Raw genomic sequence first — 25,141 nt, 5'->3', positions numbered from 1 at the left:
GTGAAGCGCGAATGGCAATGAGCCGATGATGAAGCGCGAATCGCCAAAAACGCCGGCCCGCTCAGCCCGCCGAGAAAAACGGCTTGCCGAGCGATGCGGGCGCATTCAGACGGATCGTGTTCGGATTGCGCGAGATCAGCGCGAGTACGACGATCGTCGCGACGTACGGCAGCATCGCGAGGAACTGCGTCGGCACCGGCACGCCGATCGCCTGCGCATAGAACTGCAGGCCCGTGACCGCGCCGAACAGCAGCGCGCCGATCAGGAGACGCCCGGGGCGCCACGTCGCGAACACGACGAGCGCGAGCGCGATCCAGCCGCGCCCCGAGGTCAGACTCTCCTGCCACAGGTGCAGATTGACGATCGAATAGTAGCCGCCGGCGAGCCCCGCCATGCCGCCGCCGAAGGCCACCGCGCCATAGCGCACGCCGACCACCGGAAAGCCGACCGAGTGCGCGACCTGCGGCGATTCGCCGACCGAGCGCAGCACGAGCCCGGCACGCGTGCGATACAGGAACCAGCCGATCGCGGCAAACATCAGGAATGCGAGGTAATCGAGCGGCGTGAGCGTAAACAGCGCCAGGCCGAGCACCGGAATCTTCGAGAGGCCGGGAATGGTCCACGTGTCGATCGTCGCGCGCACGGCGGTCGACGTGTACGGCTTGCCGACATAGGCCGACAGGCCGATGCCGAAGATCGTCAGCGACAGGCCGGTCGCGACCTGGTTGGCGAGCATCGTCAGCGTGAGGAACGCGAACAGCAGCGACATCGCGAGACCGGCGCCGATCGCGGCGAGCACGCCGAGCCACGGGCTGCCCGTGAGCGCCGTGACCGCGTAGCCGCTCACGGCGCCCATCAGCATCATCCCCTCGACGCCGAGGTTGAGCACGCCCGACTTCTCGGCGACGAGTTCGCCCGCGCCCGCGAACATCAGCGGGATCGACGCGGTGACGGCGCTCGACGTGAGCGCGCTGGCTTGCTGGATATCCATAAGCGGCGGATGAGCGGATAAGAAATGGATAAGAAGCTGACAAGAAACGGATCAGCGGATTAGCGGGCCGCGACGGCCGCCGAGCGGCGCCGCACACGGTAGTTCACGAACAGATCGGCGCCGAGCAGGCAGAACAGCAGTAGCCCCTGGAACACGCCCGAGAGCGCCTGCGGCAGTTGCATCGAGGTCTGCACCGCTTCGCCGCCGAGATAGAGCAGCGCCATCAGCAGACTCGCGAGCACGATGCCGAGCGGATGCAGGCGCCCGACGAAGACGACGATGATCGCGGTGAAGCCGTAGCCCGGCGACCAGGTCGCCTGCAACTGGCCGATCGGACCGGCGATCTCGCCCATGCCGGCGAGCCCCGCGAGACCGCCGCTGATGAGCAGCGAGGTCCAGACGGTCTTCGTGTCGGAGAAACCGGCATAGCGCGCGGCGAGCGGCGCGAGTCCGCCGACGTTCATCCGGTAGCCCGCGAAGCTCTTGCGCATGAAAAGCCATGCGAGCGGAATCGCGATCAGCGTGAGGAAGACCGAGGCGTTGAGGCGCGTGCCGCGCAGCCATGTCCAGTGCCAGTCGCCATAGAGCGTCGGATAGAGCGCGTCGCCGCCGAACATTTCCGACAGCGGAAAATTCATGCCCTGCGGATCGCGCCACGGGCCGCTCACGAGATAGATCAGCAGTTGCGTCGCGACGTAGGTGAGCATCAGGCTCACGAGAATCTCGTTGGTGTTGAAGCGGCTCTTCAGGAACGCCGGAATCGCGGCCCACGTCATGCCGCCGAGCACGCCGGCGAGCATCATCGTCGGCAGAATCCACCTGCCGCTTGCCTGATCGAAATAGATCGCGACGCCGCTCGCGGCAATGCCGCCGAGCAGCATCTGCCCTTCGGCGCCGATGTTCCAGACATTCGCGCGATAACCGATCGCGAGACCGAGGCCGATCAGGCACAGCGGCGACGCCTTCAGCAGCAGTTCCGACCAGCCGTTGATGCTGGAGAGCGGCTCGATGAAGAACGCGTGCATCGCCTGCAACGGGTCGCGGCCGACGAGGCCGAAGATCAGGAAGCCGATCGCGAGCGTCAGCAACGCGGCGATCAGCGGCACGGCAAGCTGCATCGCGCGCGAGGGCGCCGTGCGGGCTTCGAGTCGATAAGGAAGCGTCATGAATAGCGTGTAATGGTTCGGGTTCGGTTCGGTGAGTCACGCATGCGCCGGCTGGTCCGCCGCGCCCTCGCGGTCGCCGAACAGCCCCGCCATCCAGCGGCCGATTTCCTCGGCATGGGTCGCGCCGGTCGCACGCACCGGCGAGAGCCGGCCGCCCGCGAGCACCGCGAGGCGATCGCAGATATCGACCAGCTCTTCCAGCTCTTCGGAGATCACGAGAATCGCGACGCCGCGCGCCGACAGATCGAGCAGTTGCTGACGGATAAACGCCGCCGCGCCGACATCGACACCCCATGTCGGCTGCGCGACCACGAGCACCTTCGGCGCCTGCAGGATCTCGCGGCCCATGATGTACTTCTGCAGATTGCCGCCCGACAGACTCTGCGCGAGCGCGTCCGGGCCGCCGCAGCGCACGTCGAATGCATCGATGCAGCGCTTCGCGAACGCGCGTATCGCGCCCGCGCGAATCCAGCCCGAGCTCACCATCTGCTGGCGATGCGCGGTGAGCAAGGCGTTGTCCGCGAGACTCATCGACGGCACCGCGCCGCGGCCGAGACGCTCTTCCGGCACGAAGCCGAAGCCGAGCGCGCGCCGGCCGCCCGCGCCGAGACGCGCGGTGGGCTTGCCGCAGATCGTGATCGCATCGGCCGGCATGCTGCGTTTTTCGGCGCGTTTTTCACCCGATAGCGCCGCCAGCAATTCCGCCTGCCCGTTGCCCGACACGCCCGCAATGCCGAAGATCTCGCCCGCATGCACGCTGAACGACACCTCATGCAGCGACGTGCCGAACGGGTCGTCGCTTGCCACCGACAGCCGCTTCACGTCGAGCAGCACCGCACCCGGCTGGTGCTCGCGCCGCGTGTAATCGGGCAGCGAATGGCCGACCATCAGTTGCGCGAGCGATGCGTGCGTCTCGTGCTTCGGCTTGACGTGACCGGTCACGCGGCCGCCGCGCATGACGGTCGCGGTGTCGCACAACGCCTGGATTTCGTCGAGCTTGTGGCTGATGTAGAGAATGCTGCAACCCTCGGCCGCGAGCCGGCGCAGCGTCGCGAAGAGCTTGCGGACCGCCTGCGGCGTCAGCACCGAAGTCGGTTCGTCCATGATCAGCAGCCGCGGCTTCTGCAGCAGACAGCGCACGATTTCGACGCGCTGCCGCTCGCCGACCGTGAGGCTGTGCACGTGACGCTGCGGATCGATGTCGAGGCCATAGTCGGCCGACACCTCGCGAATGCGCTTCGACAAGGTCTTCAGGTCGAATGGTTCGTCGAGCGCGAGCGCGATGTTTTCGCCGACCGTCAGCGTCTCGAACAGCGAGAAGTGCTGGAACACCATGCCGACGCCGAGCTTGCGCGCGGCCGCCGGATTCGCGATCTCGACCGTCTCGCCTTCCCAGCGAATCTCGCCGGCGTCGGGCCGCACCGCGCCGTAGATGATCTTCATCAGCGTGCTCTTGCCCGCGCCGTTCTCGCCGAGCACCGCGTGGATTTCGCCCGGCGCGACGACGAGCGTGACGTCGTCGTTGGCGCGCACGGACGGATATTGCTTGGTGATGCCCGTGAGCATCAGCCGTGGCGCCGTGGTGCCCGTGTTCGATGAACCCGGCCCCGGCTGCGCGGCGGCGTTGCCGCCAGAGGGAAAGTCGCTCATGTGATTGCGTCGTGCGTCAGTGACTGCCGGTTTCCGCGCGGGTTCGTCCAGCGTGCCCGCGAACGATCCGTCACCATAATCGGATGACGATACCTAATTCGCCCTACTCAGTCGAGCCGCCAAAATTCCCGCAAACCCGCGCCACTGCGACCTCTGCGGGTATGCCACCCTTGACGGCATGTTTCGTCCATATTAAAACGCTTATACCCACACGCCCATTCGATCAGCCAGCACATATATTTCGGAGAATCCATGAGTCAGCAACGCGAGGCGATCGACACGTACCTGCTGCGGGTCCTGCACACGCTGTTGATGGAGCGCAGCGTCACGCGCGCCGCCGTCAAACTCAATCAATCGCAGCCGGCGATCAGCGCCGCGCTGCGCCGTCTGCGCGACATCACCGGCGACCCGCTGCTGGTACGCGGCAAGTCCGGCATGGTGCCGACCGAATACGGCCTGCGCCTGCTCGAACCGGTGCAGAACGCGCTGCGCGAAATCGAGCGCATCAAGTTCCAGCAGCACAACTTCGACCCGGCCACCTCGATCCGCTGCTACCGGATCGGCTGCCCCGACTACCTGAACGTGCTGTTCGTGCCGACCGTCGTCGAACGCTTTCGCCAGGCCGCGCCGAACGCGACGCTCGAATTCCATTCGCTCGGTCCCGCGTTCGACTACGAACTCGCGCTCGAAGACGGCAAGCTCGACATCGTGGTCGGCAACTGGCCGGAGCCGCCCGAGCAGTTGCATCTGTCGAACCTGTTCGTCGATCAGATCGTTTGCCTGATGAGCAACACGCATCCGTTCGCCAAACGCGGCGGGCTTACGCTCGACCAGTACCTGAACGCGCCGCATCTCGCGCCGACGCCGTATTCGGTCGGCCAGCGCGGCGCGATCGACGTGCACCTCGCGCGCGAGCGCTTAAAGCGCCACGTGGTCGTCACGCTGCCGTACTTCAATCTGGCGCCGTACGTGCTGATCAAGTCCGACCTGATCTTCACGACCACGCGCCTCTTTGCCGACTACTACGCGAAGTTCCTGCCGCTGACCGTGGTGCCCGCGCCGCTCGATTTTCCGCCGATGCAGTACTACCAGCTGTGGCACGAGCGCGTGCATTACTCCGACGAAGTGCGCTGGCTGCGCGGGCTCGTCGCCGAGGCGACGAAGACGTTGATCGACAAGCCTTGAGGCTGCCCCGGGGGGCGAGGTCTTTGGCCCGTCCCCTGCCTGTCTTTCGCCGGCCCTCTTCTCGCTGCCCGTCGGCCCCCGCTGGTCAGCCTGCTGGTCGGCCTGCTATTCAGCCCGCTGTTTAGTCCGCTAATCAGCGCGTTAGCAGGGCCCTACACCGCCGCCTCATACAGCACCCGCGCCAGCCCGTTATGCCGCTCGATGACCGGCCCGAGGTCGAGCGTCGTCAAGCGTCCATCCCGCACGACCACCTGGCCGTCGATCACGCTATGGCTCACCTGCGACGGCGCGCAAAACACGAGCGCCGCCACCGGATCGTGCAGCGCGCCCGCAAACAGCGGCTGACGCAGATCGAACGCGATGAAATCCGCCGCCATGCCGGGAGCGAGCGCGCCGATGTCGTCGCGGTTCAGCACGCGCGCGCCGCCGAGCGTGGCGATTTCGAGCGCATCGCGCGCGCTCATCGCATCGGGGCCGAAACCGACGCGCTGCAGCAGCAGCGCCTGGCGCACCTCGGCGACCATCTGCGCGCCGTCGTTCGAAGCCGAGCCGTCGACGCCGAGCCCGACCGGCACCCCCGCCGAGCGCATGCGCCGCACGCGCGCGATGCCCGACGCGAGCCGCATGTTCGAACAAGGACAATGCGCGACGCCGGTGCCGGTGCGCGCGAACAGCTCGATGCCGGCGTCGTCGAGTTGCACGCAGTGCGCATGCCAGACGTCGCGGCCGACCCAGCCGAGATCGTGCGCATACTCGGCCGGCGTCATGCCGAACTTCTCGCGGCTGTACTCGACGTCGTTGACGTTCTCGGCAAGATGCGTGTGCATCGACACGCCGTACTCGCGCGCGAGCAGCGCCGATTCGCGCATCAGATCGCGGCTCACCGAAAACGGCGAGCACGGCGCGACCACGACGCGCAGCATCGCGTAACGCCCTTCGTCGTGATACGTCTCGATCAGACGCTGCGTGTCCTTCAGGATGTCCGCCTCGCGCTCGACCACCGAATCGGGCGGCAAGCCGCCCTCTTTCTGGCCCACGCTCATGCTGCCGCGCGCCGCATGAAAGCGCATGCCGATGCGGCGCGCAGCGGCGATGCTGTCGTCGAGACGGCTGCCGTTCGGGTAGATGTACAGATGGTCGCTCGACGTCGTGCAGCCGGACAGCAGCAGTTCGGCCATCGCAGTTAGCGTCGAGACTTCGATCATTTCGGGCGTGAGGTTCGCCCACACCTTGTAGAGATTCGTGAGCCAGCCGAACAGTTCGGCGTTCTGCGCGGCCGGAATCGCGCGCGTGAGGCTCTGGTACATGTGGTGATGCGTGTTGACGAGGCCCGGAATCACGAGATGGCCGCGCATGTCGAGCACCTCGTCGGCCGTATGCGGCAATTGCGCTGTCGGGCCGACCGCGACGATGCGGTTGTCCTCGATATACAGGCCGCCGTCGCGCAACTCGCGCCGCTCGCCGTCCATCGTGACGAGTACATCCGCGTGCTTCACGAGCAGCGTTTTTTTCGGTTTGCCCGCCGTCGCCGTCTGGGATGTTGCCTCGCTGGATGGCGTATTCGTGGCTGCTGCCGGTTCCATCGTCATTCGTTTTCTCCGCCTTTGTGCTTTCGGTGCTGTCGTGCAAAGTCGTTCGAACGCGATGCGGCGGCACGCGAACCGCGCCGCCGCGTTCCGTCGAACGCCGTTGGCCCGGTTACCCAGCGTGTCACGCCGTCTTCGGGAGTTGCGCGGGTTTGAACCTCGGCGTTGAACCTTGAACTATCGGTTCATCGCGCGCCGCGCATAACGTGAACCTTGCGTGGCCAAAATAACGGCCGCAACTCGCGCCGTTGCGATACCCGGATTCACGCCGCCGATATAGTGGTCCGTTTTTTGTCCGCGCTACGATGATCCGGCGAGCAAATGAACGTAAAACAGGCCGGAAAGCGGCGCGCGCGGGCTTTCAGAAGGCTGTCCGTCATGCGCCAGCTATTATCTTTCCTATCGCTCGCGCGCGGGACGGCGCATCCTTTCTACAATGACTTCCACGGCGCTCGCTTCAGTTCGCCGACGGGTATGTAGCCACTGACGTGGAGCCTCGATCCGCCGCTAACGTTAATGGATCGGGCCGCCACCGACACCTCGCATTCACACAAGGACAATTGCGAATGGGCAAGCTCACTACCCACGTGCTCGACACCGCGAACGGCCGTCCCGGCGCGGGCATCAAGGTCGAACTCTTCGCGCTCGCGGGCGACACGCGCCGCGTGCTCAAAACCACCCTCACGAATCACGATGGCCGTTGCGACGAGCCGCTGCTCGAAGGCGATGCGCTCGTCGCGGGCGAATACGAACTCGTGTTCGGCGCCGGCGACTACTTCGCGTCGCTCGGCACGCAGCTGCCCGAGCCGCGCTTCGTCGATCGCGTGGTGCTGCGCTTCGGTGTCGCCGATACGGGCGCGCACTATCACGTGCCGCTGCTCGTGTCGCCGTGGGCTTACAGCACGTATCGGGGCAGCTAGGCCACGGGCACCAGGCCACGGAGCAACCAGGCCGCGTACGCGAGAGCCGCGCCCGAACGCATTGCGCGGATGCTCGCCGGTCCCGCGGAGGAGACACGAGCGACGACCGGCGAACCTGCGCGCAACGCGATGGGCCGCACGCCCCGCGATACCCATAAAAACCCGTGCTGCGTCTTTTACCCCGCAGCCGGCGCGATGACCGGCAACGTCGAACGTCATCGCGCGCACAACGAATCAGAAGTGGAGGAGTTTCATGGAAGGCTTTATCACCGACTGGCTGAACCTCGCGATTCGCTGGTTCCACGTCATCGCCGCGATTGCGTGGATCGGCGAATCGTTCTATTTCGTCGCGCTCGACAACAGCCTGAAACCACCGACCGATCCGAACCAGCGCCGCCGCGGCGTGTTCGGCGAGTTGTGGCACGTGCATGGCGGCGGTTTCTACAACATGCAGAAGTACACGGTCGCGCCGCCCGAAATGCCGGAAGACCTGCACTGGTCGAAGTGGCCGTCGTACACGACGTGGATGTCGGGCTTCGGTCTCTTTACCGTGCTGTATCTGTTCTCGCCGAGCACTTACCTGATCGACAAGAACGTGCTCGACATGGGGCCGGTGGTCGCGGTCGCCTCGGCAATCGGCTTCCTCGCGGCCGGCTGGATCGTCTACGACTCGCTGTGCCGCATTCTCGGCACACGCGACAGGCTGCTCGGCATCTGCGTCGGCGCCTACGTGCTGATCGCGGCGTACCTCGCCTGCCATATCTTCGCGGGTCGCGCGGCGTATCTGATCATGGGCGCGATGCTCGCGACGATCATGTCGGCCAACGTGTTCTTCGTGATCATTCCGGGCCAGCGCAAGATGGTCGACGCGATGCTCAAGGGCGACACGCCGAACCCGATCTACGGCAAGCGCGGCAAGCAGCGCTCGGTGCACAACACGTATTTCACGCTGCCGGTCGTGTTCGCGATGCTGTCGAACCACTACGCGATGACCTACACGCATCCGTACAACTGGGCCGTGCTCGTCGTCATCATGCTGGCCGGCGCGCTGATCCGCCAGTTCTTCGTGATGCGCCATCGCGGCCAGGTGCTGTGGTATCTGCCGCTCGTCGGCGTCGCGCTGATGTGCGTCGCGCTCGCGTGGACCATGCCGCGCCCGGTGGTGCCGCAGGCGCAGGCCGCCAACGCGCCGACGCTGAAGGTCGCCGACATCGCGCCGGTGCTGCAGCAGCGCTGCGTGGCCTGCCACTCCGCCCATCCGACGATGATGGGCAGCGCACCGGCCGGCGTGATGATGGATACGCCCGACGAAATCTCGCAGAACGCGCAGCGCATCTATCAGCAGGCGGTCGCGCTGAAGGCGATGCCGCTCGGCAACGTCACGCACATGACCGATGAGGAACGGATGAAGATCGCGGCGTGGTTCGAGGGAGGCGCGGCGAAGTAAGGGTGGGTGCCGGGCGAGCGATCCGGCACCGAAGTCGAGGCTGCAATGTAAAGCGGGCTTGTCGCGGGAGCGGCAAGCCCGCGGTCGTTTGGCGATGGTGGCGTGTGTGGTCGGCAGAATCGATATAGCACTTTGACGCCCTGAGTTGATGCCCTGAGGCTACAAAAAGCATCGAAAACGGGAAAAATGTAGCCCAAGAGGCACAAAAATAAATCGTATTTCTGTGTCTCCTGGGCTACAATTCAAGCTGAATTCGCCGAATTTGATGCCCTGAGGCTACAAATGACCCACCTCGCCGATGTCTCCGAGATGCTCAAAACCGTGCGGCGCAACAGCAACCTGTCGCAGGAAGAACTCGCGCGCCGCGCGGGTGTTGCCCGCACGACCGTCGCACGTATGGAAACGCTCGCCAAAAACGACATGAGCGTGTCCGTGCTCGTGCGCCTGCTCGAAGCCGCCGGCTACGACCTCAAGTTCGTCGCTCACGGACACGGCCGCACGCTCGAAGACATCCTCGCGGAACAGCGCAGCCCGGACGCGCAGCCATGAAGCTCGACGTCCAGGTACTCGGCAAAAACGTCGCCACGCTGTTTCGCGAACGCGACGACTATGTGCTCAAATACAACGGCGACGCGAGCGCGGCCGACTTCATCAGCCTGACGATGCCGGTGCGCGAAGAGGCCTGGCGCTGGCCGCGTGACCTGCATCCGTTTTTCCGGCAGAACCTGCCCGAGGGCTATCTGCTGAATCTGATCCGCGAGCAGTTCGGGCCGCTGCTCGACGGCACCGATCTCTCGCTGCTTGCCGTCGTGGGCTCGATGGGGATTGGCCGGGTCACGGTCACGCCCGAAGGGGTCGCGCCGGGCACCGAACTCCAGGCGCTCGACGTCGAGGACATCCTGCACGGCGACAACTCCGCCGAACATTTTGCGCAGCTCGTCCGCGAATACGCGCGGGCCGCCATCTCGGGCGTCGTGCCGAAGTTCATCGCACCGGAAGCGACGCCGCCCGTTGCGCCCACGCTGTTGCCGCTCGGCAAACCCACGCTTCGAACGAGCCGCCACATCGTCAAGGGTTCGGACGACAACACGCCGTTTCTCGGTTTCAACGAGTTCTATTCGATGCGCGTGCTGGAGAGGCTCGGCGTTGCGCCGGTTGCGCGCACGCGGATGTCGGACGATGGCCGCGCGCTGATCGTCGAACGCTTCGACGTCGATGCGCAGGGATTTCCGGCATATGGCGTGGAAGACATGTGCGGCCTGCTCGGCTTGCCGCCGCACGAAAAATACAATTCGACCAGCGAAAAGCTGCTCAACGCCGCGCGCGCCTATCTGCTCGATCGCGACGCCATGCGCGCGCAACTTCAGCAGCTTGGCTGGCATCTGCTGACGAACTACGTCGTGCGCAATGCGGACTGCCACACCAAGAATGTCGCGCTGTTCTATACCTCGATTGACGATGTCGCGTTCACGCCTGTCTACGACGTCGTAACGACGCAGGCATATCCGCGCTTCGCAGCCAATCCGCCGGGCCTGGCCGTTGACGGCCGCAAGACCTGGGCAGCCGGCAAGACACTGGAGCGCTTTTTCAACACCCGTATGGGTATCGCGCCGCGTCAATATGCGCAGATGGTCGAGGCGTTATGCGACTCGGCGGTCGACGTCGGCCATGAACTGATCGAAGCGGCCCGCAACGAACCGCAGTGGCGCGCGCTCGCCAAGCAGATGCTGCATGCGTGGGACGACGGCATGGCCTCGTTGCGCTCCTCGAAGAAAAGCCTGCAATTCAAGGGGCTCAAGCCGGCAATCGAAGCAGCGGGATTTTCGGCGCCCGAGCCGCCCGAACGGACAAGAGAGGTGATCGGACATTCGCCGCTGCTTGGCAGGCGAAGCTGAGCGCGCACGCTGGCGTCGACGTTGACGCGGCCCTTGATGCAAGCCTGAATGCAAACCTTCATGCAACCTTTGAAGCCAGCGTTTTCGTCTCGCCAACCACCGCCCCCATAAAAAAGCCCGCGACATACCCTACGTCGCGGGCTTCCCCTTCAAACCGGCACGCTACCGGCTCCCCGGCAGTCGTCTTGCCATCAAACCGCCACCGCGCTCAACGCATCCTCGGTCAGCCACAGCGGCTCGTCGAGATCCTGCTCGTTGAGATTGAGCCCGTCCCCGCCGCGATCGACAACGATAAAGTCGCTCACCTCGCCCAACGCGATCAGCGGATGGTGCCACACGCCCTTCGCGTAGTTGACACCCTGCCAGCCGCTCGTCACGAACGCGCGAATCCGCGCCGGGTCGAGTTCGCCCACAGGCGCGACGACGACCAGATACGGCTTGTCGTTGAGCGGCACGAACGCCTGGCTGCCGAGCGGATGACGCTCGAGCATCTTCACCTCGAACGGCAGCGTGCGCGGCTGACCACGAAACAGATTGACGAGCGTGCGGCCGTTCTCGTCGCTCACGTCCACTTTCGCGAGATCGTGATAGCGGATCGTCGTGCCGAGGTTGATCGGAATCTGCCTTGCGCCTTCGAGTTCGATCACGTCGCCGAATGCGGCGAAGGCGTCCTTCGTCAGCGGTTCGATGGCGAGCGTTTTCATTCGAGCGTACCCCACAGACGCAGACGCGACACGCCGCCGTCCGGATAGATATTGAAGCGCACGTGCGTGACCGGCCCGAGCGCCGCGATCTCGCTTTCGAAGAAATGCTGCTTGTCCATCTGCAGCTTCTGTTCGCCGAGCAGCACCGGCCAGAACATCGCCTGCGTGACGAGCGAGCTGTCGGTGCCGCCCTTCACGTACGCGGCCTGGATCGAGCAGCGATCCGGATAGTTGCCCTTGAAGTGCGCGGTGTCGACTTCGATCTTGCGGATCACGCCCGGCTGCGCGAGCGCGACGATCGCCCAGTCGTTGCCCGGCTCGCGGCGACGGCGCGTTTCCCAGCCGTCGCCCATGTTGACGCCGCGGCCCGGCATCATGATCGTCGAGGCCGCGCCGAAGTGCTGGTTGTTCGCGCCGACCAGATACGCGCCGTTTTCCATCGCGGCGAGATCGAACTGCTCGGTGCGGCTCGCGCCGGCCCAGTCGACCTGCGGCTGACCGTACACACGCAGACGCGCGATGCCGCCGTCCGGATAGATGTTCACGCGCAGATGCGTGTACGCGTTCGCGTCGCTGACGTCGAGGTAGTGGTGGCTATTGCCCTGCAAGGTAGTCGACGGCACGATCTCGGTCCATTGCGTCGCCTGGTTCGGCGCGCCATCCACGACGCGCGCCGCTTCCACCGACGCCGCCGGCGGGAAGTTGCCGGTGAAGTGGCTCGTGTCGAGGTCGAGCCCCTTGATGACGCCCGGCCGCGCGAGCTTGACGACGCACCAGTCGTAGCCGGTCGTGCGCTTGCGGCGCGTTTCCCAGCCGTCCATCCACTTGCCGTTGTCGTCGTACTTGCCCGGAATGAAGACGGCCGGCTCCGGATTCAGCATGCGGTCCTTCGGCGCGAAAAATTCGTCGCTGGCCGCGAGCGCCTGCGCGCCCAGACGCGGGTCCGCCAGGTTCACGTAACGGCGCGTGAATTCCGGTGCGTTGGGATCGAGAATCGGAAGTGCCATCTTTGTCGTCCTTGATATCGATTGGTATGGGTGCGGAAAAAAACGTTACGGTTCGCGGCCTGCGCCGGATGACCGGGCACGCCCGCCTGCCGGGCGCGATGACGTCACGCGTCGATCAGGTCGTCGAGCCGGAAACGTGCGATGCGATAGATCTGATCGAGGCTCGCGCGCATTTCGTCGGCGCGGCTGTTGTTCACGCGCGACTCGAAGTTCGCGATGATGCCGTGACGGTCGTAGCCACGCACCGCGAGAATAAACGGGAAGCCGAATTTCTCGCGATACGCATGATTCAACGCATGCAGCTTGTCGAACTCCGCCTGCGTGCATTGTGCAAGCCCCGCGCCGCTCTGCTCGCGCGTCGATTCGGCGGTCAGCTCGCCGCGCACGGCGGCCTTGCCGGCCAGTTCCGGGTGCGCGTTGATGAGCGCGAGTTGACTGGCTTCGCCGGCCGTCTCGACGATCTTCGACATCCGGTGATGCAACGCGTCGATGCTCGCAAACGGCCGCTCGCGCGCCGCGATTTCCGCGACCCACGGCGAGTGCTCGAAGATGCCCGACAGCGCCGCGACGAACGCGTCGGTAGAGAGGCTGTTGAGTTGGTCCAGGGTGTATTGCATCGCCTTCATGCCGCTGCCTCGCGGTTGTCTGGTTGGTAAGGATGATGTTCGTGCCAGTGCCGCGCGATGTCGACGCGCCGCGCGACCCACACGCGCTCGTGCTGTTCGATGTGATCGAGAAAGCGCTGCAGCGCGCGAAACCGCCCCGGCCGCCCGAGCAGCCGGCAGTGCATGCCGATCGACAGCATCTTCGGCGCTTCGGCGCCTTCTGCGTAGAGCACGTCGAATGCGTCGCGCAGATAGGTGAAGAAATGATCGGCGGTATTGAAGCCTTGCGGCGTCGCAAAGCGCATGTCGTTGGTATCGAGCGTGTACGGCACGATCAGTTGCGGCACCTGCCGGCCGCCCGTCACCTCGACGTCCATCCAGAACGGCAGGTCGTCGCCGTAGTAATCCGAGTCGTACAGGAAGCCGCCGTATTCGGCGACGAGCCGATGCGTGTTCGGGCTGTCGCGCCCGGTGTACCAGCCAAGCGGCCGCGTGCCCGTGACACGCTCGATCGCTGCCATGCCGAGGCGCATGTGCTCGGCCTCCTTCTCCGGCGACATGTCCTGATAGTGAATCCAGCGATACCCGTGGCAGGCGATCTCATGACCGAGTTCGACAAATGCGCGCGCGAGCTCGGGATGCCGTTCGATCGCCATGCCGACGCCGAACACCGTGAGCGGCAGGCCGCGCTTTTCGAATTCGCGCAGGATGCGCCACACGCCCGCGCGCGAGCCGTATTCGTAGATCGACTCCATGCTCATATGACGCGCCGGATACGCCGCCGCGCCGACGATCTCCGAGAGGAACTGCTCGGATGCGGGGTCGCCGTGCAGCACGCAGTTCTCGCCGCCCTCTTCGTAATTGAGCACGAATTGCACCGCGACCCGCGCGCGTCCCGGCCAGTTCGCGTGGACCGGGTGGCGGCCGTAGCCGATCAGATCGCGTGGGTAGTTCGGGTCGAGTGGCATGGGCTGACGAATGCGTGGTAACGGGACGAAAAATGCATGTGAGGCTCGGGCAATGCGCGGGCCGGTATGGGATTCATGCCGGCTCGCCGAGTTGACCCAGTGTAGCGAAAACGTCCGGGTGCGCCCATACACATGGGCAGATAGTGCGTGTTACACGGAATGTATGTGCGGGGCCGCGGTTTTAGCGTTTACCCGTGGATGGCGGGGGTGCGATGGGGTTGTGATCGACGCTCAGGATGCCGTAATGTGGGGAGCCCCAGGCACTGTCGGTTAGTTGCGTTTTGATGATGAAAAGAAAGCAGGCCAGCGCTGCCCGCTTACGTCTTTAACGTCTTCACGTCTCTGCTTCCTCCCGCCCGCTCCTGCCCGTCTGCGTCCTGCTCTATGCGCCCCGTTCAGCCCTCCGGCCTCAGGCCAGGCAGGGATAACCCGACAACGTCAACCTGAAACCGTGCGCGTTGGCGACGAGATGCGCGTCCGCGCCGACCGGCAGCGTCAGCATGTTGCGGATATGGCCGAACTGCAGCCCCGTGACGACCGGAATGCCGATCAACGCCCTCACCTGCTCGATCATCGCGTGCAGGTCGTAGCCGTTGTCGTACTCGTAGGTCTTGCCGCCCGAGAAATCGCCGAGCACGAGTGCCTGCTGCTGCGCGAGAATGCCGGCCAGATGCAGTTGATAGATCATCCGCTCGATGCGGAACGGCTGCTCGTTGACGTCCTCGAGAAACAGGATGCCGCCTTGCACCGGCGGCATGTACGGCGTGCCGACCAGCGACGCCAGCACCGCCAGATTGCCGCCCCACAGCATGCCCGACACGTCGACCGTCTGCGCTTGCGGCGTGTTGCCCGTCACGGTCATGGACGGCTTCGTCAACGCCGACCAGAAATGCCGCATCGTGAATTCGCTCAGCTCTTCCGCGCCGAAATCGCTCATCAGCATCGGGCCGCCGAAGGTCTTCACGCCGGCGCGCGCGAGCAGCGCAAGCTGGATCGCGGTGAAGTCGCTATGGCCGACCAGCGCGACCGGCTGATCGACGAGCCGCCGCCGCAGCCCTTCATAGTCGAGGCCATGCAGGATGCGCACCGCGCCGTAGCCGCCGCGCACGGCGAGCACGACGTCAGGCAATGCGCGCGACGGATCGGCGAGCCGGTTCAGATCGGCCGCGCGCTCGCCGTCGGTGCCGGCAAAACGCTGATAACGGCGCATCGCCGCCGCTTCGCCCTCGACCCGATGCCCCTGCGCGCGCAAGCGATGCAACGCGCGATGCAAGCCTTCCGGATCATGCGGATACCCGGACGGCGCAATCAGTTCGATGGTGCGATGAGCGATCATGGCAAGGCCCGTTGCGGGTTGTCGTTTTAGAGCGGCGGAGTTGGGGGCGATTCGCTGCTGGGGCGGTCGGTGTCGGTCGCGGTGTCGAAGCTGGTGGTCGCTGCACTATTGGCCGGAACCTGCGTGCTGGCGTCAGCCGTCTTTTCCGTGGATTTTTCCGCTGCCTGTTCCCCGCTTCCTGTCGTGGCTTTTCCCGTCTCTTCGCCCATGCCAACGACCTCGCCTCGCGCCGCCGCGCGGGCCGCCCGGCTCGCGCGACGCCGCTCCGCGAAAAACGAACTCAGCGCCTCGCCGCATTCGGTTTCGAGCACACCGCCGCTCACGCTCGTGTGGTGGTTCAGTTGCGGATTCGCGAACGCATCGACGACACTGCCGCACGCGCCGGTTTTCGGATCGCGCGCGCCGAACACGACCCGCGCGATGCGCGCGTGCATGATCGCGCCGGCGCACATCAGGCAAGGTTCGAGCGTCACGTAGAGTTCGCAGCCCGGCAGGCGATAGTTTTCGAGCGCCTGCGCAGCGGCGCGCAACGCGACCATTTCCGCATGCGCGGAAGGATCGTGCGCGCCGATCGGATGGTTGAAGCCCTTCGCGATCACTTCCTCGCCACGCACGATGACCGCGCCGACCGGCACTTCACCCGCCGCGCGCGCTTCTTCGGCGGCGGCCTGGGCCAGCGCCATAAAACGCAGGTCGCGTTCGGAAACGACGGGGATTTCGGGAGACTCGGGTGGGACGACGGCGGTAGCGGAAGCGGCCGCGATGCCGTCGGCCACCGGCGCCACGGCAGTACCGGCTACGTCAGCACGAGCGGATTCGGCACCGACAGCCGGCGAAGATGGTGCAGCGACTTCGGCAGCGTTCGCGTTCGCGCGGCGGCTTTCGGCACCCGCGCAACCAGGCCCGCTACAGCCCTCGGCCGGCCCCGACGCATCCGCTGCAGCGGCTTGAACGAAGGGCTCGCTCACCGTGAACCCGCGCCGGTTTGATCGGGATTGCCGGCACGCTCCGACAGACGTTCGGCGATCCGGCGGCAGTATTCGCGCGGCAGAACGAGCGGACCGCCGCGCAGCGATTCGAGCGCCATATCAAGTGCGAGCATGCGCGCCTGAAGACGGCAACGGGTTGCCGGATCGCTCACGGCATTGAGCTCCGTTTGCAGGTCGCGTAACGCGCGCAACTGTTCGACAGCGGGCGGCACGAAGCCCGCGTTTTTCAGAATCCGGTTGGCGACGCGCACCTCTTGCGGCACCAGTGCATCGTCGTCGAGAGGCAGCGGCGCTCCCGCACCCGGCAAATCGTCGAACTCGCCGCGCGCGGCGGCGGCAATACGCTGTTCGACAAGCGCATCAAGCAATTTCATCTGCAATCCACTACGTTGCGGCCCGTGCATTCTATCAGGGAGCGCACGAGCGTTCAGGCTGCCTCGCCGGCATAAAACCGCCGCCGATCCGTGGCCTTCGTAGCCTTCGTGGCTTTTCTGGATTGCGCGAATTTGCCGCCCCCAGGAGCGAAACCCGGGTGAAGCCCCGCCGCCGACCAACCGCTCACTCTCCATCAAGGCTCTCCCGTCAACGGCCAGCGCGCGAGGACGATGTGCCGCGTACGCCCCAGCAAACTGTGGATCAGCGCAAATTCCCGCACGTTCCAGCCCGCTGGCTCGACCGGGCGACGCTCGGCCCAAGGTATCCCATAGGCGAGCGTCACGTGCGGCTCGAAGTGTGTATCGGACCCGAAACTGGGCCCGATACCAGCGTTCCGCAAGGCCCCGCCGAGCACCTCGTGCAGCCTATGCAGCCCCTGTACGCCATCCTCGCCGACCAGCACCGCCGGGCCTGGCCGCGGCTTCTTCGCGAAGCTCTCGAGCGCGTCGAACTCGGCCGTGAACGGCGCCATGCTGACCGCGCCAGCCGCCCGCTTCGCCACGTCGACGTATTCCGGCGGCAAGCCGCCCGCGAAATTCCCCAGATGACGCAGGGTGACATGCAAGCGGCCCGCCGCGAGCGGCTTGCTGCGCACGCGCGCCTCGTCGCAGACCTGCCGCGCGAACTTCGCGATGCCGGCCGCCGTATGGGTGTCGGGAAAGACGGCGAAAAAAAGTCCGTCGGTTGGCGTGGGCGGCGCCTCGAGTCCGGGCAGCCACAGTTGTTCAGGCATCTTGCCTCGTTCCTTCGCTGGTTTCCGCGCGAGTTTTCACGTGTCCGTTCGTGCGCTGCGCGCGCCGCCTGCACTCGCGGCCGGTCTTTCCATCATACTGTATATTCATACAGTATTTCATGCCCCACGCAAAAAAAACAGGCCCCGGCTACACCTCGGCCGGCTTGCCGATGCGCTTGTACCAAAGCTCGATAAACGACTCGGCGGCCGGCGAGAGCGAATGCCCGGCACGCCGGATCAGGTTCACGTCGCGCGTGACGGCGGGCGCTTCGAGCTTGCGCGCGACGAGATCGCGGTGCGGAAACGCGCCGAGCAGAATGCCCGGAAAGATCGCGATACCGAGACCCGCCTGCACCATCGAAAGCCCGGTCGTCATATACGACACCTCGTATTCGACCGGCTTGCGCGTGCCGAGCGCAAACAGCGTTTCGTCGATCAGCGTGCGGATGCCGCTCGTCGAACGGATGCCGATCCATGGGTACTGCAACGCATCCTTCCAGCTTACGCGGCGCTTTTTCGCAAGCGCCGAATCCTTGCGGCAGATCGCGCACAGCCGGTCGCGCGCGAGGCATTGCAGCGTGATGCCGTCGAGCCGGTCGCTGATCGTGCCGATGCCGAATTCGACGTCGCCGGTCAGCGTCGAGGCGGTCAGCCGATCGGGCGCGGCGTCGTCGACCGACACCTCGATGTTCGGATAGAGCGCGCGATATTCCGCCAGCAGCTTCGGCACGATCGCCGCCGCGATCGACGGCGTGGCCGCGAAACGCAACTGGCCGCGCTCGCGCCCCGTCAGTTCTTTGGCGCTCGACTGGATCGTTTCGAGATCGCGCAGCATGCGTTCGACGGCCGGAAGAATTTCGTGCGCGGCCGCCGTCGGCCGCAACGCACGCGACGTGCGATCGAACAGGCGCAGGCCGAGCGCTTCTTCCATCTGGCGAATCAGCACGCTCACCGCCGGCTGCGTGATGAACAGCTCGTCGGCCGCGCGCGTGAGCACGCCGAACCGGCACACGAGTGCGAACGCGCGCAGTTGCTTGATCGTGGGAGTCATGAGAGCAAGGTCATAAGGGCAAGATCATGAAGGCAGGGGTCGTGAGGACAAGGCCATCGAGACAATCCAGCAAAAGCACAATCATAAAGTTACTTTATGCAAGCATTGATTTTGTTCGATTGTTTTCATGCCGACAGTACCCTACATTGCTTGCCTACGCATTGCACCGCCGCCGGCAGACCGGCACGGCCATGCAATAGCGCGGCGGCGCGCCGAAGCGACGGGCGCGACCGGATAAAACGACAGGCGAGCCCTCGCAGGAGACAGTCGTGACAACGACCGCAACCGATTCACGCAGGCGCTGGCTAGGCGCCGTGGCATCGACGCTCGGCAACGTGCTCGAGTGGTACGACTTCGTGGTGTTCGGCTTTCTGTCGATCATCATCGCCAAACAGTTCTTTCCGAGCGACAGCGAATACGCCGCCTTGATGCTCACGACCGCGACGTTCGGCGCGGGCTTCGTCGTGCGTCCGCTCGGCGGGATTCTGCTCGGCATGTATGCCGACCGCAAAGGACGCAAGGCCGGCCTGACGCTCGTGATCGCCCTGATGACTCTCTCCGCCGCAATGATCGCCCTCACGCCGGGCTTCCAGCAGATTGGCCTGATCGCGCCGGCGATCGTGCTGTGCGCGCGTCTGCTGCAAGGCGTGTCGGCCGGCGGCGAATTCGGCACTGCCACCGCGATGCTGATCGAGTACGCGCCGCCGACGCGCCGCAATCTCTATGGCAGTTGGCAGATGTTCGCGCAGGCGCTCGGTGCGCTGCTCGCGGTCGCGATGGGCAGCGCACTCACGCATCTGTTCACGCATAAAGCGCTCGAATCGTGGGCGTGGCGCCTGCCGTTTCTGCTCGGTCTGCTGATCGGTCCGGTCGGTTTCTACATCCGCCGCAATCTGCCTGAAACGGGAGCGTTCGAGAAGCTCGGCCAGCGCGCGAAGGTGCCGTTCTCGCGCGTGCTGACGCACTATCCGCGCGAGCTGTTCGTCGCGCTCGCATTGAGCGCCGCGCTCAACGTCATGTCGTACGTGATCATCACGTATCTGCCGATTTACGCGGTGCAGAATCTGCATATGCCGGTGACGCTACCGTTCACCGTGCTGCTCGCGAGCGTGCTGCTGCGCGTCGTGATGATTCCGGTGTTCGGCCATCTCGCCGACCGCATCGGCGGCGCGCGCATGATCCGCGTCTCGCTCGTGCTGTTTCTCGTCGTGCTGTATCCCGCCTACTACTGGATCGTCAACGCGCCGTCGATGGCGTCGATTCTCACGGTCGAACTGAGCTTCGCCTTGCTGATCGGTGCCTCGAACGCGCCGATTCCGACCGCGCTCGCCGGCCTCTTTCCGACCGAAGTCCGCTCGACCGGACTCGCGATCTCGTACAACATCGGCGCGGCGCTGTTCGGCGGCCTGTCGCCGCTCGTGCTCACATGGCTGCTGCATGTGAGCGGCAACAACATGATGCCTGCGCATTTCTGCGCGGTGTTCTTCGCGCTCGGCCTGATCGGCGCGTTCATGCTGAACCGTCACGCACACGACGGCAACGATTTTGCCGCGCCCGCGCCGCTTCCCTCCTATCCACACGGCGATTCGCATCGATAGATCGTCAGTATCGCGAATCGTTCGCCTCGAACCGAAGGCGCATGGAACGCCTTCATGCCCTTTCTTTTTCGGGAGAGCTTGCATGCCTGTCATCGACGTTCACACGCACATCTTCACGCACAAATGGCTCGAACTGCTGCGGCAGCGCGGCGGTGCCTACAACATCCAGACCCGCCCCGACGGTCAGCAGGAAGTGTTTCGCGGCAACACGCCGGTCGTGATTCCGCAGAAGGGTCATTTCGATTTCGACATGCGTATCCGTCAGATGGACGAATCGGGCATCGACATCTCGGTCGTTTCGCTGACCTGCCCGAACGTCTATTGGGGCGATCAGGAAACGAGCTGCCTCGCCGCGCGCGAATCGAACGACACGCTTGCCGAAGCGCAAACGAAGTACCCCGGGCGCATCCGCTGGTTCACGTCGTTGCCGTGGGAATATCCGCAGGCCGCGCTCGAAGAACTGCGCCGTACCTGCGATAACGGCGCGAGCGGCGTGATGGTGCTCGCGAACGTGGCGGGACGCAGCCTCACCGATCCGATGTTCGCGCCGATCTGGGCCGAGATCGACCGGCGCGCGCTGCCGGTGCTCGTGCATCCGACCGATCCGCCGGGCGCCGAACTGATGGACATGACGAAGTTCGATCTGAGCTGGGCCGTCGGCTTCATGTTCGACACGACGCTCGCGATCACGCGCATGATCTTCGAGGGCTTCTTCGATCAGTACCCGAACCTGAAGATCATCGCATCGCATGCGGGCGGTGCATTGCCGTATCTGGCCGGCCGCTTCGAGAAGGGCAACGAGGTCGAGATTCCGCAGCGCCGTCAGATGAAGCGCAAGCCGATCGACTATCTGCGCCATATCTACTACGACTGCATCACGTACAGTCCGGCCTCGCTCGAATTTCTCGTCTCGGTCGTCGGCGCGGATCGCGTGATGTTCGGCACCGACTGGCCGCATCAGGTGCACGATATTCGCGGCGCGTTTGCGAACACCGCGCGTCTGCCGAAGGAGCAATGCGAGGCGGTGCGCGGCAACAATGCGCTGCGGGTGTTCGGTTTCTAGGAACGCCAAGGGGTTAATCGGGAGACGCTCATGCTCCCGGCGAGCATGACGGTGATCGACACCCGCCCGGATATGAGCGCTGCGATCAACGCCGGAATACCTCGACGCGAGGTGTTCCCGCGGAAAAAGCGGAGCGCAGCGCCCATTCCTCATAGGGTTTTGCGCCGGCCAGATACGCCGGCAACTTCATTGCCAGATCATGCCAGACGGGATCGCCCTCAGGCACGGTCAGGGTACGGCCATCGTTCAGGCCGACCAGCAGCAAGACAGTATTCCCGACCAATTGATCCGACCGTGTGGCGACCACTTCGCCAATATCCTGCCAGGCAATGTACTGCTCGCCTTGCGGGTGCTTCACGGTAAGACCCTGGTCGCTCAGGGATAGCGAGACGGAGAGTCTGCGCGATGGCAAGCGCCCGAGCAGCCAGGCGTTGATCCGGCTCATTATCATGTCGTCACTCTATTTCCATTGGATCGAAGCGAGGCGCCAGATATCCGCTGCTGCCTCATTACTTACATTGTGGCCGATCCGGCCCGCCATCCGGCAACCATTTTCAATCGCGTTCTAAAGGGACCCGCGAACGCGTCTGCCTGACGCCGGCGCGGCGGCTTCCCTTTTCACCGCACCGACCGCCCCGTCAACCCTCCCCGCTCGGGCCAGCCGTCGTCGCCGACGAGCGGCACGAACCTCACTTCGTCGAACGAAGTTTCCTCGTATTCCTGCTCGCTGCGGCGCACGATCTTCACGAGCCGCTGGCGCCCTGCCTCGCGCCCGATCGGCATCACGAGGCGGCCACCGCACGCAAGCTGCGCGAGCAACGCCTTCGGCACGTGCGGGCCGCTCGCGGCCGCGACGATCGCGTCATAAGGCGCATGTGCCGCGAAGCCAGCGGTGCCATCGCCGAGATGCACCGCCACGTTCGCGTAACCGAGCCGCTCCAGGCGTTCGCGAGCGGCCTCGACCAGTTCGGCGTCGCGTTCGATCGAATCGACGCTCGCCACGATCCGCGCGGCAATCGCGGCGGCATAGCCGGAGCCGGTGCCGATATCGAGCACGCGGTCGCCCGGATGCAGCGCCGCCGCTTCGAGCATCCTCGCGACGATAAACGGCTGCGAGATCGACTGCCCGCCGCCGATCGGCAACGGCGAATCGTCATAGGCGAATTCTCTCCAGCCCGGCAGCACGAACGCATCGCGCGGCACGCTGCGCATCGCCGCCAGCACGTGGGGGGCGCGCACGCCCCGGCGCACGATCTGCCGCTCGACCATGCGCTCGCGCGCCTCGGTGAAATCGCTCATCGCAGCCTCCTGCCGGTCGCCACACCGACCGGCCCCATCAACCCAGCATAAGCCGTGCCGCCGGAATGCGCGCAACGCGTGCGCGGCCGTCCCGCGAACCGCCCTGCTCCATCCCGCGGCCTTGCGCTTATCCGCGATAACGATAGCGCTCGATATTATTTGCGCGGCCACGGGCGCCTCTCTACGATCTGATGACCTTCATTTCCCTTCATTCGATAACAGCAAGATCATGAGAACAACGAACCTGCTCAAGACCGCCTTTCTTTCTCCGTTGCTCGCGGTTCTTCTCGTCTGCGGCATCGTCGGTGCGCAACCGGCACGCGCGGCCGGACAGACCGTGCGCGTCGGCATCATGTCCGGCGAAGACGAGGACGTATGGCGCGCGGTCGCGGCCAATGCGGCCAGACAGGGCATCACCGTGAAGGTCACGACGTTCTCCGACTATACGCAGCCGAACGAAGCGCTCGCGCAGCACGACCTCGACGCGAATTCATTCCAGCACAAGCCGTATCTCGATGCGCAGATCGCCGCGCGCCACTACGATATCGTGCCGGTCGGCTTCACCTATGTGCAGCCCATCGGCCTCTATTCGGTCAAGGTGAAATCGGTCGCGGCGCTGCCGCAGAACGCGACAATCGGCGTGCCGAACGATCCGAGCAACGAAGGCCGCGCGCTGCTGCTTCTGCAGGCGAACGGGCTCATCAGGCTACGGCCCGATGTCGGTCTGCTGCCGACCGCGCGCGACATCGCGGACAACCCGAAGCACATCCGTATCAAGGAGCTCGACGCGGGCATCGTCGGCCGGGCGATTGGCGATCTCGACGCAGCCGTCGTCAATACCGACTGGGCGATCAAGGCCGGCATCCGGATTCCGCAGCAACGCATCGCGCAGGAAAAAGTGCCTGGCAATCCGTATCGAAACTTCATCGCGGTCAATGCCAAAGATTCGAGCGCACCTTGGGTGAAGGTTATCGTGGACAGCTATCAGCAGGCCAATGTCGCCTCGGAGATTCTGAGCGTCTATCGCGGCGCGACACTGCCGGCATGGGACGGCGCGCCGCAGCACTGACCACCCTCTTTCTTCTACCGCTCGCCATCATGTCCACTCAACGAACGACCCGCGATCGTCGCGCCTTCCTGAAACTGTCGCTCGGCGCCGCGGCGCTCGCCGCATCGTCCGCCAGCGCGCCACCCGCTTTCGCACAAGGACCCTCGGGAACCTCGCGCACCTTGCGCATCGGCAATCAGAAGGGTTATCTGACTCTGCTCAAGGGGCGCGGCACGCTCGAAAAACGGCTCGCGCCGCTCAACGTCTCGGTCAGCTGGACCGAGTTCGCGGCGGGTCCAGTGCAACTGGAAGCACTGAACGTCGGCTCGATCGATTTCGGCGACGTCGGCGAAGCACCGCCGATCTTCGCGCAGGCCGCCGGCGCGCCGCTGGTGTACGTCGCCGCGACGGTCAAGCGTCCGCAATCCGAAGCGGTGCTCGTGCCGCCGCAATCGACGATCCGCTCGGTCGCGGACCTCAAGGGCAAACGGATCGCGCTCAACAAGGGCAGCAACGTCCACTACTTTCTCGTGCAGTTGCTGCGTCAGCATGGCCTGCAATACGCCGACGTGAAGCCCGTGTTTCTCGCGCCCGCCGATGCGCGAGCCGCATTCGAGCGCGCCTCGATCGACGCATGGGTGATCTGGGACCCGTTCTTCGCGGCCGCGGAAAAATCGCTCGGCGCGCGCGTGATTGCCGATGCGAACGGCGTGGTCGGCAATCGTGCGTACTACTTTTCGTCGCAGAGCTATGCCGCGAATAATCCCGACGTGATCCGCATCGTGATCGAGGAACTGGACAAGATCGACCAATGGGGCCAGCAGAACCGCGACTCACTCGCGAGCGAACTGGCGCAACTCTGGGGTCTGCCGAAACCGGTCGTGGACACGGCCGTGCAGCGCCAGCAGTTCGGCACGCAGCCGATTACCCGCGCGATTCTCGGCGAGCAGCAGCAGATTGCCGATACGTTCCTCGAACTCCGCCTGATTCCGAAGCATGTCGACGTGTTGAAGGCCGCGCCTTCGAATCTCGCGTAGCGGCAGGCGCCTATGAGATGAACCCGCACTATCAGTTCGAGTCGTGAGCACGAACACCGCGTGCGGTGATTGCCATGTCGATGCAATCACCGCACGCGGTTGTCGTCACCGATCGTGACTACTATGACGCGCTCATGCCGCCCGCTTCAGCGGCGCCGTATCGTCTGGCAATTCGATCCGCTTGATATCGCCGAGAATGAAGATGTACGACGCTGCGCCCAGTATCGCCACCGCGCCGATAAACATCAGCCCCCAGTAGAACGACCCCGTCAGTGAGACGATCGCACCGATCACGATCGGTGTGACGATGCCGGCGATGTTCGCAGTGAAATTGAAAATACCGCCGGTGAGTCCCATCAGGCGCTTCGGTGCGATATCGGGAATGATCGACCAGCCGAGCCCGCCCATGCCCTGACCGAAAAACGCGA

Annotated in this window: 23 protein-coding genes and 2 pseudogenes; 9 read left to right on the top strand and 16 right to left on the bottom strand. The window is 64.9% G+C overall.

All coding sequences use genetic code 11. The annotated features are described in order from the left end of the window. Window positions 1-61: 61 nt before the first annotated feature. The 3 genes from GXB81_RS18825 to GXB81_RS18815 are packed head-to-tail and all read right to left on the bottom strand — an operon-like array spanning window position 62 to window position 3,723. Window positions 62-991: an ABC transporter permease gene (locus GXB81_RS18825; RefSeq protein ID WP_205990024.1), complete on the bottom strand. Its 930-nt coding sequence runs from the start codon at window positions 989-991 to the stop codon at window positions 62-64. A gap of 59 nt (window positions 992-1,050) precedes the next feature. Continuing rightward, a complete protein-coding gene (locus tag GXB81_RS18820) occupies window positions 1,051-2,157 on the bottom strand; it encodes an ABC transporter permease (RefSeq protein WP_205990023.1) in 1,107 nt (368 codons plus the stop codon). Window positions 2,158-2,193: 36 nt separating this feature from the next. Beyond that, complete coding sequence (locus GXB81_RS18815) at window positions 2,194-3,723, bottom strand: ABC transporter ATP-binding protein (RefSeq protein ID WP_241016433.1); 1,530 nt, start codon at window positions 3,721-3,723, stop codon at window positions 2,194-2,196. Window positions 3,724-4,059: 336 nt separating this feature from the next. Here GXB81_RS18815 and GXB81_RS18810 point away from each other — a divergent pair, with 336 nt between their 5' ends. Further along, window positions 4,060-4,992 (top strand): LysR substrate-binding domain-containing protein, encoded by a 933-nt coding sequence (locus GXB81_RS18810; RefSeq protein WP_167046098.1) that lies wholly within the window; start codon window positions 4,060-4,062, stop codon window positions 4,990-4,992. Window positions 4,993-5,144: 152 nt separating this feature from the next. Here the strand turns inward: GXB81_RS18810 and GXB81_RS18805 are convergent, their stop codons facing one another. Then, entirely contained in the window at window positions 5,145-6,581 is a 1,437-nt protein-coding gene (locus tag GXB81_RS18805; RefSeq protein WP_240159138.1) for an 8-oxoguanine deaminase, read from the bottom strand. Window positions 6,582-7,144: 563 nt separating this feature from the next. Between GXB81_RS18805 and uraH the strand changes: the two genes are divergently transcribed. The 4 genes from uraH (at window position 7,145) to GXB81_RS18785 (ending at window position 10,840) form a co-directional block, all read left to right on the top strand. Then, complete coding sequence (gene uraH / locus GXB81_RS18800; protein ID WP_205990021.1) at window positions 7,145-7,498, top strand: hydroxyisourate hydrolase; 354 nt, start codon at window positions 7,145-7,147, stop codon at window positions 7,496-7,498. Window positions 7,499-7,751: 253 nt separating this feature from the next. Next, window positions 7,752-8,945: a urate hydroxylase PuuD gene (locus tag GXB81_RS18795; RefSeq protein WP_205990020.1), complete on the top strand. Its 1,194-nt coding sequence runs from the start codon at window positions 7,752-7,754 to the stop codon at window positions 8,943-8,945. A 282-nt stretch (window positions 8,946-9,227) separates the two neighbouring features. Further along, on the top strand, window positions 9,228-9,494 hold the full coding sequence (locus GXB81_RS18790; protein WP_167046107.1) for a helix-turn-helix transcriptional regulator: 267 nt from the start codon (window positions 9,228-9,230) through the stop codon (window positions 9,492-9,494). Then, the gene (locus tag GXB81_RS18785; RefSeq protein WP_167046110.1) at window positions 9,491-10,840 is read left to right on the top strand and encodes a type II toxin-antitoxin system HipA family toxin; all 1,350 of its coding nucleotides are present in this window, start codon (window positions 9,491-9,493) and stop codon (window positions 10,838-10,840) included. Before GXB81_RS18790 ends, GXB81_RS18785 begins: the two co-directional genes overlap by 4 nt. 191 nt (window positions 10,841-11,031) lie before the next feature. Here GXB81_RS18785 and GXB81_RS18780 read toward each other — a convergent pair whose 3' ends face one another. From GXB81_RS18780 to GXB81_RS18740, 9 genes and pseudogenes are all read right to left on the bottom strand, one after another. After that, window positions 11,032-11,544 (bottom strand): ureidoglycolate lyase, encoded by a 513-nt coding sequence (locus GXB81_RS18780; RefSeq protein ID WP_205990019.1) that lies wholly within the window; start codon window positions 11,542-11,544, stop codon window positions 11,032-11,034. Continuing rightward, complete coding sequence (alc, locus tag GXB81_RS18775) at window positions 11,541-12,551, bottom strand: allantoicase (protein ID WP_205990018.1); 1,011 nt, start codon at window positions 12,549-12,551, stop codon at window positions 11,541-11,543. Before alc ends, GXB81_RS18780 begins: the two co-directional genes overlap by 4 nt. A 104-nt stretch (window positions 12,552-12,655) precedes the next feature. Further along, window positions 12,656-13,177 carry a 2-oxo-4-hydroxy-4-carboxy-5-ureidoimidazoline decarboxylase gene (gene uraD, locus GXB81_RS18770; RefSeq protein ID WP_205990017.1) on the bottom strand — a complete coding sequence of 174 codons (522 nt, stop codon included), beginning with the start codon at window positions 13,175-13,177 and terminating at the stop codon, window positions 12,656-12,658. After that, a complete protein-coding gene (gene puuE, locus GXB81_RS18765; protein WP_167046121.1) occupies window positions 13,174-14,124 on the bottom strand; it encodes an allantoinase PuuE in 951 nt (316 codons plus the stop codon). Before puuE ends, uraD begins: the two co-directional genes overlap by 4 nt. A 409-nt stretch (window positions 14,125-14,533) precedes the next feature. After that, a complete protein-coding gene (gene ldcA / locus GXB81_RS18760) occupies window positions 14,534-15,460 on the bottom strand; it encodes a muramoyltetrapeptide carboxypeptidase (protein ID WP_205990016.1) in 927 nt (308 codons plus the stop codon). 224 nt (window positions 15,461-15,684) lie between these two features. Next, a pseudogene (tadA, locus tag GXB81_RS18755) lies at window positions 15,685-16,224 on the bottom strand (tRNA adenosine(34) deaminase TadA); the annotation flags it as partial. Between the two features lie 200 nt (window positions 16,225-16,424). Then, window positions 16,425-16,823: a DnaJ family domain-containing protein gene (locus GXB81_RS18750; RefSeq protein WP_205990015.1), complete on the bottom strand. Its 399-nt coding sequence runs from the start codon at window positions 16,821-16,823 to the stop codon at window positions 16,425-16,427. A 194-nt stretch (window positions 16,824-17,017) separates the two neighbouring features. After that, complete coding sequence (locus GXB81_RS18745; protein ID WP_205990014.1) at window positions 17,018-17,617, bottom strand: 2'-5' RNA ligase family protein; 600 nt, start codon at window positions 17,615-17,617, stop codon at window positions 17,018-17,020. Between the two features lie 148 nt (window positions 17,618-17,765). Further along, window positions 17,766-18,668, bottom strand: coding sequence for a LysR family transcriptional regulator (locus GXB81_RS18740; protein ID WP_167284064.1), 903 nt, complete (start codon window positions 18,666-18,668; stop codon window positions 17,766-17,768). A gap of 269 nt (window positions 18,669-18,937) precedes the next feature. Between GXB81_RS18740 and GXB81_RS18735 the strand changes: the two genes are divergently transcribed. Together GXB81_RS18735 and GXB81_RS18730 are read left to right on the top strand one after the other, a co-directional pair. After that, window positions 18,938-20,266, top strand: coding sequence for an MFS transporter (locus GXB81_RS18735; protein ID WP_205990013.1), 1,329 nt, complete (start codon window positions 18,938-18,940; stop codon window positions 20,264-20,266). Between the two features lie 82 nt (window positions 20,267-20,348). Beyond that, entirely contained in the window at window positions 20,349-21,329 is a 981-nt protein-coding gene (locus GXB81_RS18730) for an amidohydrolase family protein (RefSeq protein WP_167046141.1), read from the top strand. Between the two features lie 85 nt (window positions 21,330-21,414). Here GXB81_RS18730 and GXB81_RS18725 read toward each other — a convergent pair whose 3' ends face one another. Both GXB81_RS18725 and GXB81_RS18720 read right to left on the bottom strand, forming a co-directional pair. Further along, window positions 21,415-21,774, bottom strand: a complete 360-nt coding sequence (locus tag GXB81_RS18725; RefSeq protein ID WP_205990012.1) for a hypothetical protein — start codon at window positions 21,772-21,774, stop codon at window positions 21,415-21,417. Window positions 21,775-21,947: 173 nt separating this feature from the next. Beyond that, window positions 21,948-22,628, bottom strand: a complete 681-nt coding sequence (locus GXB81_RS18720) for a protein-L-isoaspartate(D-aspartate) O-methyltransferase (protein WP_205990011.1) — start codon at window positions 22,626-22,628, stop codon at window positions 21,948-21,950. A gap of 229 nt (window positions 22,629-22,857) precedes the next feature. Between GXB81_RS18720 and GXB81_RS18715 the strand changes: the two genes are divergently transcribed. Together GXB81_RS18715 and GXB81_RS18710 are read left to right on the top strand one after the other, a co-directional pair. Further along, window positions 22,858-23,697, top strand: coding sequence for a MetQ/NlpA family lipoprotein (locus GXB81_RS18715; RefSeq protein ID WP_205990010.1), 840 nt, complete (start codon window positions 22,858-22,860; stop codon window positions 23,695-23,697). 29 nt (window positions 23,698-23,726) lie between these two features. Then, window positions 23,727-24,713: a sulfonate ABC transporter substrate-binding protein gene (locus GXB81_RS18710; RefSeq protein WP_205990009.1), complete on the top strand. Its 987-nt coding sequence runs from the start codon at window positions 23,727-23,729 to the stop codon at window positions 24,711-24,713. Between the two features lie 132 nt (window positions 24,714-24,845). On the opposite strand, the pseudogene GXB81_RS18705 reads toward GXB81_RS18710, so the two are convergent. Further along, window positions 24,846-25,141 (bottom strand): annotated as a pseudogene (locus GXB81_RS18705) (MFS transporter); the annotation flags it as partial.

Origin of the sequence: Paraburkholderia sp. Ac-20336, assembly GCF_017105025.1 — a bacterium.
Lineage (GTDB): Bacteria > Pseudomonadota > Gammaproteobacteria > Burkholderiales > Burkholderiaceae > Paraburkholderia.
The sequence above is the reverse complement of the archived record's forward strand: the minus strand, read 5'-3'. Positions and strand labels throughout refer to the sequence as shown.